This is a genomic window from Microcystis sp. M53603_WE2 (assembly GCF_030065435.1).
This window is the reverse complement of the sequence record NZ_JASJFF010001066.1, coordinates 1-11,527: the sequence shown is the minus strand read 5'-3', so window position 1 is coordinate 11,527 and position 11,527 is coordinate 1. Positions and strand designations below refer to the sequence as shown.

Here is an 11,527-nt window from a genome sequence, read left to right as displayed (position 1 = left end):
ATCAAGTTGAACTGTATCAGCAGCTAGGAATTTAATGTTATTAACCATTTATAATCTATAATCGCCATATATTAAGGAGAATAATTAACCATGACCGAAAATAGAGGCCCGATTCCCGTAGTTGTCAACGGTGCAGCCGGCAAAATGGGACGGGAAGTCATTAAAGCCGTTGCTCGTGCCGACGATATGATCTTAGTGGGTGCAGTGGATCGAAATCCAGCTTTTCGAGGTCAGGATGTGGGAGAAGTGGCCGGTTGTGAACCCCTAGAAGTGCCGATTCTCGACGATTTACAGAGTGTTTTAGTCCTGGCAACTCAGGAAAAAGTGCAGGGGGTGATGGTGGATTTTACCCATCCCGACGGTGTTTATGACAATACCCGCAGCGCGATCGCCTATGGAGTGCGTCCTGTGGTGGGAACTACGGGATTATCGACGGTACAACTGCAAGATTTAGCCGAATTTGCCGAATAAGCCAGCACCGGCTGTTTAGTTATCCCGAATTTTTCCATTGGCATGGTTTTACTACAACAAGCTGCTATACAAGCATCCCGCTATTTTGATCATCTGGAAATTATCGAACTGCATCACAATCAAAAAGCAGACGCACCCAGTGGAACGGCGCTCAAAACCGCCGAATTACTGGCAGAATTAGGTAAAACCTTTAATCCTGCCCAAGTTTCCGAAAAAGAAACTATCCCCGGCGCTAGAGGCGGTTTAACTGCTGAGAACATCCGTATTCATAGCGTGCGTTTACCCGGTTTAATTGCCCACCAAGAAGTCATTTTCGGTTCCCCCGGGGAAATCTATACCCTTCGTCATGATACCAGCGATCGCTCCTGTTATATGCCGGGGGTTCTCCTCTCTATCCGCAAAGTTACTCAGCTGCAATCCCTCGTTTACGGTTTAGAAAAAATCCTCTAAATCAAGATAGGTAGTGATTTTATGGTAGTGGTAATAGCTCAAACCTTTGCTAATTGGGCATTGTCGTCATCAATAAAGTACCAAACAGTTCGGCACCCCCCTGATCAAGGTTAGGGGGGATCGAAGGCACAATCTATCTTCTATTTAATTAGAACCACTTACTTAAACTCAATGGTAAAATAAGCCCATGAGCGCTTTTCCTACCCCAGAACTCGATAAAATCCTCAAAGAAAAAGATATTCAAAGAGAACAGCAAAGACAAACCCTGCTGGCGAAAACTCAACAATGGCTTCATGAAAATGCTGTAAAATACGGAATTAATCGAGCTTATATCTTTGGCTCCGTGACTCGTCCCTATAAATTTCACCCCGGTTCTGATGTGGATATTGCCGTCGAAAATATCAATCCCGCACTGCACTTTGAGGCTATTAGTATTCTGTCCTATTATCTGGGGAGAGAGGTGGATATTATTCTGCTGAAAAACTGTCATTTTGCCCACCGAATTCGGGAAGAAGGAATTTTATGGACAACCGACAACTAATCCTGTTGAAAGCTGATATAAATGCTCAATTACAGTTAATCAAAGCGATCGATGGTAAACTAGCTGTTAGAGCCGAAGGTGTTAATCCCGATGATGTCATTCGCCTGGAAAGCATTGCCTATCAAATCCATAATTTATACAGTGCCACTGAGGATTTACTTAAAATAGTGGCTACCTGTTTTGAAAATCATATTGCCGATACTCGGCAATGGCATACAGCCTTATTAAACAGAATGACTGTCCCTATCCCCGGAATTCGTCCTGCTTTTATTTCTTCAGAAACCGCCGCTTTGTTAAATAGTTTGCGAGGATTTCGGCACTTTTTTCGTCATGCCTACGGCACAAATATTGATTATGAGCAATTGAAAGTTAATTTAGACAGGGCAAGAAAAATCTACAGAAACTTAGAAAAAGATATTCAAATTTTCTTTGAACAATGGGCAGAAAGTTAAGCTAAATCCTCGATATTATAATGATTATGTCGGTTAATAATCCCTATCTTGAATACTGGCAAAAACGCCAAAAAGAACAGCAGGAATATAATCAAAAATTAGCTCAAGAGGCAAGGAAAAATCTTCCGCCAGTTATTGATTATTTAAAAGAAAATTTCCCAATTACAAAAATTATCCTGTTTGGTTCTCTAGTTAAAGGTAAATTTCAGGAAACTTCTGATATTGATCTAGCAGTGGCTGGCATACCCCCAGAAAGTTTTTTTCAAGCTTTAGGAAAAGTTAATTTAATTAGCGCTCGCTGGATTGATTTAAAGCCTATAGAAGACTTAGAACCTCATTTTCTTAAAAGAGTTTTGCAAACAGGAGAATGTCTTTATGCGTCCGATGAGTGCCAGTGAATTACAAGAAATCGCCCTTGATATTGCCACTGAAGTTAATAGATTAAATCGGCTAGAAAGCCAAATGCGTTTAGTTCAAGCGGAAATGCTAACCAACCCGGCACTAGCCCATATTTGTGCCGAAAGTTTAGCCCTAAAACTCCATAACTTCTATACAGGATGTGAACGAATTTTTCAAATTATCGCTTCTGAGTTAAATGGTGGCTTACCATCTAGTTATGACTGGCATAGAAGGCTATTAAATCGTATGAGCAAACCTCAAGATTATCGTCCTGCTGTATTACGAGAAGATACCGTGCATAAACTTAATGAATACCTAAGCTTTCGGCACGTTGTTCGCAATATCTACGGTTTTGAATTGGAAAAACAAAAACTAGAAAATCTGGTTAATAACTATTATAATACATGGCTACAAGTCCAAGAAGATATTAATAGTTTTATCCTTTGGTTAAAAACCACAGCAGACAGTCTTAATTAAACCTCAAAGACAAGATTGCTTGTTGAGATGGGGAAAGAGGCAACACCCCCCCAACCCTACCCGACGTCGGGGGGAGATTTAGCTAATCTAAGGATAGGCGGTTAAAATGCGTCTTAGCCTATTCTTGAGCCGTCAACTTCATTTCACAGTGGTTATTCTGACTTGAGAAAGTTATTAACTTACTTCCGATGATTGCTGTACTTTCTGGCCTATTTTCGGTTCCGTCCCTGCCAACAATCTTTTAATATTACCCTGATGACGAACAATCACATAGATTCCCCCCATCAAACTAAATAAAATATAGGGGAGAGGTTGACCTAAAATAACCATTAAAATATTCACCACCAGCGCCCCGATAATCGAACCTAAAGAAACAATCCGGAAAAGTGCCAGAATAACTAAAAAACTCGCCAAAGTTCCGCAAGCCACTAGGGGATTCATCACCAATAAAACCCCTAAACTGGTGGCGACGGATTTACCACCGCTAAAATTCAAGAAAATCGATTTACTATGACCGATGATTGCCCCCAATGCTGCCCCGATAATTAACCAATAATACCAACTTTCTGGGAGAGGATTGACATCCATAAAATATAGTCCTCGTACCAGGGCCACCGCCGCCATTCCTTTTAACATATCAATTAATAACACCATCGCCCCGGCAGATTTTCCCAGAGTTCTTAGCACATTGGTGGCCCCAGTGGAACCGGAACCATAGTCACGAATATCGATACCTTTGCTGTATTTACCGATTAAATAACCCGTGGGAATCGAACCGAGCAGATAGGATAAAAGTAAGATAGTAAGACTGATAAGAATCGGAATAAGCATAAATTAACCCCAATTTTTAGCAAGAGCGAGCGCCGTCATCAGTGTATCAGCCCGAAGACAAAAAACCACTCACAGGGAACCATAGACGGGAATTGCCGCCCCGCGCAAGTCTTTCGCCCCTTCCCCTGCCAGAAAACAGATCACCTCGGCTAGAGATTGGGGACTTACCCAGTCCTTGGCATTTGCCTCTCCCATCGCTTCCCGGTTGCCCGGAGTATCGATAATACTGGGCAAAACCACGTTAGCGGTAATATTAGTCTGTTTGGTTTCTTCTGCGATCGCTTGAGTTAAAGCCACTACCGCCGCTTTCGAGGCACAATAGGCGGCCAAATTTGCCCCCGGTTGTACGGCACCACGAGAACCGATAGTGACGATACGACCATAATTATGAAGTTTCATCGAGCGTAAACAGTGTTTACACAGTAAAAAAGTGCTATGGAGGTTTAAATCGAACATTTTTAGCCAATCTTCATAGCTAAACTCCTCCGTCGCCCCCATGGTAAAACCCCCGACTAGATGAATTAAGACATCGACCCGACCGAGATCATCAATTAATCTAGCCACGGCAGTTTCTTGGGTTAAATCCACCCTGACAAAGCGAATACGCTCAAATTCCGCCGCACTCAGCCGAGATTTCAGACGACCTACCTCCCTTTCCTCCCGATAGGTCATGGTTAGATGACCGCCATGGTGTAAAACCGCCGGAGTGACTCCTAAACCCAGTCCTCCCGTACCGCCGGTCAGCAATACCCGTTTATCTTTCATATTGATTGATATATAATCGATCGCTCCAATTATAGATGATTTAACCGGGCAATTAGGCAATATTACAGCCTTTCTCGCCGGACTAGGATTCCTTCATCGCTTGTTTTTTCTCCGCCTTGAGGTCGCGACTGCTGGCGGCGGCAATTTCCGCATCCATCAGGGTGCGTCCGGTGGCCGCCAGATAGACATCATCGAGACTAGGACGGGATTGGGCCATGCTGAACACGGGTAATCCCGATTCGGCTAGGGTTTGCTCAATTTTGCTTAAAGGATTGCTATTGGCCGTGACGATGAGATTCAGGGAGTTACCCTGGACGGTATTGACGATCACTTCCTCGACAAAAGGCAGACGGGATAATAACTCTTTCGCTTTTAGGGCTTCTTCCTCTGGGGAAAATTCTCGCACTTTTAGGGTAATGCGATCGCCGCCCAGTTGCTCCTTCAGTTGTGAGGGGGTACCGCGAGCGATGACGATACCATTGTCGATAATTGCCAAGTTATCGGCCAAGGCGTCAATTTCTTCGAGATAATGGCTGGTAATTAATACACTGGTTCCGGCCGCCCGCAATTGTCGCAGAAAATCCCAGACAATCAAACGACTTTCGATATCGAGTCCCACAGTCGGTTCATCCAGCACCAAAACTTCCGGCTGATGCAGTAATCCCGCCGCTAAATCCAGCCGTTTTTTGATGCCGCCGGAATAGGTTCCTGTTTTTTTGTCGGCGTATTCCTCTAATCCTAAAAGATTTATTAATTCTTTGATGCGCTCTCTTGACTTTTGAGGGGGAATGTGATAGAGAGCCGCTTGTAGTTGCAACAGTTCCCGGCCGGTGAGCATTTTATCGAGGGCGACTTCTTGGGCAACGTAACCCAGGCGTTTACGGGCGGATTTGGGGTTATTCAGGGCATCGACACCCCCCACCTCGATTTTGCCGCCATCGGGTTTAGCAAGGGTACAAAGACAGCGAATCGTGGTGGTTTTCCCCGCACCATTGGGACCGAGTAAACCGAAGATTTCTCCCGCTGCCACGGTAAAGGAGATATCTTTAACCGCTGCTGTCTGACCGTAGGATTTTTTTAACTTTTTGATCGCCACCGCAAGGGTCATAAGCTGATTTTCGCCGACTTGAGCGAGACAATTTTTTTGTTAACTTTCTTGGTCTATTTTAACCCACATTCCCCACTGCAAAATCTAGTACAGCTTTGTTTATAGCGTTTTTCAGTCTGCTGAGGTACAAAAGTGATGGGTTTTAGGCACTCATGCAAGAGGCAGAAGGCAAAAGGGAAGAAAAATAGGTGTACCTCACTAGCTTAGGAAACGCTATATCTTTTTTGATCAAGATAAACTTTGACGGGATTTGGCCTCATCCCCAGAGGACCCGCTGCTGTTCCAGCGTTGCCTGTTCCTTGATCCACCTCGACCCCTTTAGATGCTCGGGCAACTTATTGGGACAGCATTGTTCACGTTAACTTAAATTAACTTTGTTGGCAAAAGTGAATCGGAACAAGGGTTTTTCGCTAGAATGATAATGATTATCGTTCTAATTAAGGAGAGAAATCATGGTTCTACAGGTCTCTGGGGTAGGATTAGTTTGTGCTGGGAATAAAATCGGCGAAAAAAGCCCTAAATATCCATTTATCGCTGTTAGCTTCATTTTATCGCTTTCTTTCGCCCTGGTAACGGTGGCTAAGGCTGAAGAGCCTGCCATTGGTCAGAGTTTGCCCGAATTTTATATCGGGGTGGATAATCAAATCACCTTAACTCGGGGCATCTATGCGGGATTAGCCAATCCTAACTATAACCGGTTAACTCTTCTGGTTGCTCACCGAGAGGGAACCCCTCATTTTCACGGTATCGGCACTTACAGTTATTCCGGACCGTCTAGTAATCCAGTAGTTAATCCTACTAACAGCAATAATCGCATTCCTGAGACTTCTACAGGATTGCCTCCTCTCTCCTTAATTGCGGGAAAAGGAATTTTTCAGAATAGTTTTGTTAGTGCTGCCACTGGGGAGGAATATAGCAATCTACTGATGCAATCAGTGGCAACTATTAATAATTCCTCTGACTTGGGAGAACAAGCTCTTTTTAACAGTTCTGGGGGACGGTGGAATCGGTCTTTAGGTAATGCCAACCTATCCTTACAACTGTTAGAGATTAGTGATGGATTAACAGTAGCTAACTCTTTAGGACAGACAATTTTAGCTAATGCTGGCGATATCTATGCGATCGGGACTGGTGATAACTTCTCCTTTTTACCGAAGTTTCTTGCCTCTCGACCAGGAAAATATTCAGCCAGTTTTAAGCTGGTAGATCTTAGCCTTTCTTGGGGAGAGTCAGGAATTTTTAACCTAGATTTTCAAACAGTTCCCGAACCATCAACTCTGATCGCCTTAATACTGTTCGGGTCAATTGTATTAACTCGATCGAGTAGTAAAAACTAAAACCAATCGGTTTTGGAGAGAGCAAAATTATCCCCAAAACCGCTCCAGATCGACATCGGCTTTGTTGAAATGGAAAACAGGAATTATTCCCTAAAAAACTGGCAACTTTTTTGACTATAATAACGACAAGATTATCAGTATAGTTTTAAACTATCCTAGGATAAGCCCTATCTCGATCGCAATATATATTTATGAAATTTAGTGAAATTGCCCAAAAATTAAGTCCTTTAGTACAATCCCAGAGTTTGACCGCCTATCCCGACAGAAATCCCCAAATTAAAGCCATAACTCCCATCGAAACCGCCCTAGTCGATACCATTAGCTATATCGAAGGGGGAAAATTTGCTGCCTTTGTCGCCAAAACTGACGCTACTGCCCTAATTCTGCCCCTGGATACCAATTTACAACAACAGGCCGACGAACGCGGCATCGCTTGGTTAGCTAGTGCCAATCCCCGACTTTTATTCGCCCACGCCATCAAATTATTCTATCAACCCTTTCAGCCCCAACCCTACATTCACGCCACCGCCGTGGTGCATCCATCGGCTAAAATCGGCCATAAAGTCGCCATCGGGGCCCATGCCGTGGTAGAAGCCAATGTCACCCTCGGTGATGGGGTGTGCATTCATCCTAACGCCGTTATTTACCCCGGAGTGCATATTGGTGATCGCACAATTCTCCACGCTAACTGTACCATCCATGAACGGGTACAAATCGGCAATGATTGCGTTATCCACAGTGGCGCCGTTATCGGTGCTGAGGGCTTCGGTTTTGTGCCGGTTACCGAAGGCTGGTTTAAGATGGAACAATCCGGTATCGTGGTCTTAGAAGATGGGGTAGAAATTGGCTGTAATAGCACCGTTGATCGCCCGGCAGTGGGAGAAACCCGCATCGGTAGCCAGACTAAGATCGATAATCTCGTCCATATTGCCCATAATTGCCAAATTGGCCAAGCTTGCGCCCTTGCAGGACAGGTAGGCATGGCAGGAGGCGTAAAAGTGGGCAATCGTGTTATTTTAGCGGGACAGGTGGGCATTGCCAATCAAGCGGCGATCGGGGACGGTGCGATCGCAACCGCCCAAACCGGCATTCACAACGATATCGGGGCAGGAGAAGTGGTTTCTGGTTCTCCCGCTATGCCGCATAAACTATTCCTCAAGGTAGCAGCCGCTTACAAGCGTTTACCCGAAATCTATCAAGCGGTTAAGCAGTTGAAAAAATAGCCCTATTCAGGAGACAGGAGACAGGAGACAGGAGACAGGAGATTATTTTTATTTATTCTCCCTTCTCCCCACACCCCACACCCCACACCCCACACCCCACTGATAACTGATAACTGATAACTGATAACTGATAACTGAATCAAAGTGACTCGCAAAAGCAAGGGCGCTATCGCCGCAGGACATCCAAAAACTGCCGAAGCTGGACAATTAATCTTAGAAATGGGCGGAAATGCCTTCGATGCGATAGTTGGCTCGATTTTAGCGGCTTTCGTGGTCGAATTCACCCTCGCTTCGGCGGGGGGCGGCGGTTTTTTACTAGCACATACCAAAGAAAAAGTCAATACCCTTTTTGATTTTTTTTGTCAAACTCCCAAATATAAAAAACCCTTGACAAATATCGACTTTTACCCAGTGGCGATCAATTTTGGTGGTGCTAGTCAAGATTTTCACATTGGCCGAGGTGCGATCGCAACGACCGGAGCGTTACGGGGATTGGAAACAGTGCAGAAAAAACTGGGAAAATTGCCCTTTGCCGTGGTAGCGGAACCAGCGATCGAATATGCTCGACAAGGCTACATTTTGAGCCAATATAACGGCTTTTGCCTGGGTTTACTATCTTCGATTCTGCTCAAAGATAGAGAGGGTTTAAAAGTCTATGCCCCGCAAGGAAAACTCCTCCAAGCTGGCGATCGCTGTGTGATGAGGGATTTTGCCAACAGCTTAGAGGAATTAAGCAAAAAAGGCGTAAAAGACTTTTATGAGGGAGAAATCGCCCACCAAATTGCCAAGGATATGCAGGAGGGTGGTTATCTCACCCTAGAGGATTTAAATCATTACCAAGTCCTTGAGAGAAAACCCCTAAAAACCCAATATCGGGGTTACGAAATACTGACTAATCCGCCTCCTAGTTCTGGGGGAATTCTCCTAGCTTTTGCCCTAAAATTACTAGAAGCAGTTAATTTATCGGCTTTAGAGCATCTAGGAGCCAAACATCTGCAAATTTTAACGGAGGTGATGGCCTTAACCAATCAAGCGCGCGCCCAAGGCTACGATAATTTTATCCATCAGGAGGGAATCGAAGAGCAATTCCTCTCGTCGGAATTTTTAGGCAAATATCCCAATAAATGGGGCAGTACCACCCATATTAGTGTTATCGATGGGGAAGGTAATGCCGCCAGTGCCACCTTTTCCAACGGGGAAGGATCGGCTTATACCGTGCCGGGGACGGGAATTATGCTCAATAATATGATCGGGGAAGCGGACTTAAATCCCTTTGGTTTTCACAATTGGCCGGTTGATCGTCGTTTATCCTCAATGATGTCCCCGACGATGATTTTAGAGGAAGGAAAGCCGCGATTTGTTCTCGGTTCTGGGGGTTCCAATCGCATTCGCACCGCTATTTTGCAGGTTATTAGCAATTTAATCGATTTTCGGCAATCTTTAGCCGATGCGATCGCTGCCTCGCGCATACATTGGGAAAATCAACAATTAGGAATTGAACCTTTAGAAGATCGGGAAAATATGCTCAAAAATCTGGTTTTACCCGCAAATACTCAAGTATCCCGGTGGCAAGAACAAAATATGTTTTTTGGGGGTGTGCATGGGGTGGCAGTGAATGATCGGGGGGAATTAACCGCTACGGGCGATCCGCGTCGGGATGGAGTAGGATTAGTGATTAGGGATTTTTAGGTAATGGGTACAACTTGCAGGCGTAACCCAAGTGCTTGCAAAACCTTAAGAACTGTAGCAAACTCACCGATTACCCTGATTCGACAAAGATTTATAGAGACTCTCCCGTCCCAAACCCGTCTCACGAGCAATACGAGTCAAGCTCCCGTGTTACTATCGGTAATTAGTAATCGGCAAACATAGTGGTGTGAGCTTATTTACTTCTTATCGTTTACTGTTTACTTTCGAGATACTCATGTTGCTCTTGCGTTATGGTATTACCGTGAGTGCGGTGCTTGGGTTGATTTTCTTGGCTGAATCCTCGGTTAAGGCACAAACTCAGTCCGCTGCCGATTTATTGAAGAAACCCCGACCTACTGCCAATCCAGTGTCTCAATTACCCGGTCCATCGGCGGCACCGGCAACCACGGAAGCGGATCCCAAAGCCCCTAATTATCTTAATCCTAGTGGCAATCCCCTAATTTTTCCCACCAAACCAGATGAGGTGAATATTAGGGTAGTACAACCGATCACCTTAAATCAAGCGATCGAATTAGCTTTAAAAAATAATCAGACCTTACAGACAGCCCGGGTCGATTTAGAAATCGCTCGCGCCCAATTAAAGGAACAACAGGCGGCCTTATTACCCACGGCCGAAGCGGAAACCAGTCTCACTCAAGATCAATCGGCAGCTGACCAAAGACAGAATAATTTGGCTCGTCAACAGGGAATCCCAGCAGTTAGACCCGAAGATAGTACCAACTTTCAGGGTCGTGTTAGCATCGTCTATGGGGTTTATACAGGGGGTGAACGGACAGCCCAGATCAAAAGGGCCGAAAAAGTGATCCGGCAACGGGAATTAGAGGTGGAACGAGTCTCGGAACAAACTCGTTTTGATGCCACCGATGCCTATTATGAATTGCAGAGGGGTGATGCTCAGGTAGCGATCTCCCAAGCTGCGATCGAAGATGCTAGTCAAAGTTTACGGGATGCTCAATTATTGGAACAAGCGGGACTAGGAACCCGATTTGCTGTCCTACAGGCGGAAGTTGACCTCGCTAACGCTAACCAAGACTTAACCCGGGCGATTTCTACCCAGCGTATTTCCCGACGGCGACTGGCACAGATATTGAGTGTCGGTCAGCACATCGAGTTAACCGCTGCCGATGAGATTCGCGAGGCGGGAACTTGGGGCTTAAGTCTTGATGATAGTATCGTTTTGGCCTACAAAAATCGCGCGGAATTAGAACAACAACTCTTACAACGGGAAATTAGCGCAGAAGACCGCTCGATCGCCATTTCGGCGGTGATTCCCCAAGTGGACCTTCTGGGCGAGTATAATGTCCTCAACGATCTCAGTGATGAAGCTGGTTTTGGCGATGGTTTTAGCGTCGGTGGTCGGATTCGTTGGACTTTCTTTGATGGTGGTCGTGCTTTTGCTCGCGCTCGTCAAGCGGAAAGAAATATCGATCGCGCCGATACGGAATTCTCCCTCCGTCGCAATGAAATTCGCCTTCAGGTGGAGGAATCTTACTATAATTTGATTTCTAACCAAGAAAACATTAAAACTTCGCAAAAAAGCATTGAATCCGCCACGGAAAGTCTGCGATTAGCCCGTTTACGGTTTCAGGCGGGTGTGGGAACCCAAACGGATGTGATCAACTCCCAACGGGATTTAACCGATGCCAGAAGCCGTTATCTACAGGCGATCGTCGATTACAATAGATCCTTGAATAGTCTCCAGCGAGCGATTAGTAATTTACCGGATAATCGTTTGTTTGAAGTGCGTTAATTGTGGGATTTAT

12 protein-coding genes and 1 pseudogene are annotated in these 11,527 nt (G+C 45.1%); 9 read left to right on the top strand and 4 right to left on the bottom strand.

What is annotated here, in order from left to right; genetic code table 11:
• Positions 1 to 90: 90 nt before the first annotated feature.
• The 5 genes and pseudogenes from dapB to PX481_RS22475 all read left to right on the top strand — a co-directional run bounded on the left by dapB (position 91) and on the right by PX481_RS22475 (position 2,790).
• Positions 91 to 921, top strand: a pseudogene (gene dapB / locus PX481_RS22495) (4-hydroxy-tetrahydrodipicolinate reductase).
• 187 nt (positions 922 to 1,108) lie between these two features.
• Entirely contained in the window at positions 1,109 to 1,462 is a 354-nt protein-coding gene (locus PX481_RS22490) for a nucleotidyltransferase family protein (RefSeq protein WP_004159488.1), read from the top strand.
• A complete protein-coding gene (locus PX481_RS22485; protein WP_004159484.1) occupies positions 1,444 to 1,914 on the top strand; it encodes a ribonuclease toxin HepT-like protein in 471 nt (156 codons plus the stop codon). The genes PX481_RS22490 and PX481_RS22485 overlap by 19 nt, the downstream gene beginning before the upstream one ends.
• A gap of 26 nt (positions 1,915 to 1,940) precedes the next feature.
• Entirely contained in the window at positions 1,941 to 2,312 is a 372-nt protein-coding gene (locus PX481_RS22480) for a nucleotidyltransferase family protein (RefSeq protein WP_012264857.1), read from the top strand.
• Complete coding sequence (locus tag PX481_RS22475; protein ID WP_249264809.1) at positions 2,299 to 2,790, top strand: ribonuclease toxin HepT-like protein; 492 nt, start codon at positions 2,299 to 2,301, stop codon at positions 2,788 to 2,790. Before PX481_RS22480 ends, PX481_RS22475 begins: the two co-directional genes overlap by 14 nt.
• Before the next feature lie 174 nt (positions 2,791 to 2,964).
• Here the strand turns inward: PX481_RS22475 and plsY are convergent, their stop codons facing one another.
• From plsY to PX481_RS22460, 3 genes are all read right to left on the bottom strand, one after another.
• Positions 2,965 to 3,621: a glycerol-3-phosphate 1-O-acyltransferase PlsY gene (gene plsY / locus PX481_RS22470; protein WP_004159480.1), complete on the bottom strand. Its 657-nt coding sequence runs from the start codon at positions 3,619 to 3,621 to the stop codon at positions 2,965 to 2,967.
• A gap of 69 nt (positions 3,622 to 3,690) precedes the next feature.
• Positions 3,691 to 4,386, bottom strand: coding sequence for a 3-oxoacyl-ACP reductase FabG (gene fabG, locus PX481_RS22465; RefSeq protein WP_002798601.1), 696 nt, complete (start codon positions 4,384 to 4,386; stop codon positions 3,691 to 3,693).
• A gap of 82 nt (positions 4,387 to 4,468) precedes the next feature.
• The gene (locus PX481_RS22460) at positions 4,469 to 5,494 is read right to left on the bottom strand and encodes an ABC transporter ATP-binding protein (RefSeq protein ID WP_288096137.1); all 1,026 of its coding nucleotides are present in this window, start codon (positions 5,492 to 5,494) and stop codon (positions 4,469 to 4,471) included.
• 452 nt (positions 5,495 to 5,946) lie between these two features.
• Here PX481_RS22460 and PX481_RS22455 point away from each other — a divergent pair, with 452 nt between their 5' ends.
• From PX481_RS22455 to ggt, 3 genes are all read left to right on the top strand, one after another.
• The gene (locus PX481_RS22455) at positions 5,947 to 6,831 is read left to right on the top strand and encodes an all3515 family Zur-repressed PEP-CTERM protein (RefSeq protein ID WP_004159478.1); all 885 of its coding nucleotides are present in this window, start codon (positions 5,947 to 5,949) and stop codon (positions 6,829 to 6,831) included.
• 191 nt (positions 6,832 to 7,022) lie between these two features.
• Positions 7,023 to 8,054 carry a UDP-3-O-(3-hydroxymyristoyl)glucosamine N-acyltransferase gene (lpxD, locus tag PX481_RS22450; protein WP_288025951.1) on the top strand — a complete coding sequence of 344 codons (1,032 nt, stop codon included), beginning with the start codon at positions 7,023 to 7,025 and terminating at the stop codon, positions 8,052 to 8,054.
• A 144-nt stretch (positions 8,055 to 8,198) separates the two neighbouring features.
• A complete protein-coding gene (gene ggt / locus PX481_RS22445) occupies positions 8,199 to 9,743 on the top strand; it encodes a gamma-glutamyltransferase (protein ID WP_288025949.1) in 1,545 nt (514 codons plus the stop codon).
• Positions 9,744 to 9,806: 63 nt separating this feature from the next.
• Here the strand turns inward: ggt and PX481_RS29880 are convergent, their stop codons facing one another.
• Positions 9,807 to 9,857: a hypothetical protein gene (locus PX481_RS29880; RefSeq protein WP_353852218.1), complete on the bottom strand. Its 51-nt coding sequence runs from the start codon at positions 9,855 to 9,857 to the stop codon at positions 9,807 to 9,809.
• A 121-nt stretch (positions 9,858 to 9,978) separates the two neighbouring features.
• On the opposite strand from PX481_RS29880, the gene PX481_RS22440 reads away from it, so the two are divergent.
• Positions 9,979 to 11,514, top strand: coding sequence for a TolC family protein (locus PX481_RS22440; protein ID WP_288096141.1), 1,536 nt, complete (start codon positions 9,979 to 9,981; stop codon positions 11,512 to 11,514).
• Positions 11,515 to 11,527 lie beyond the last annotated feature (13 nt).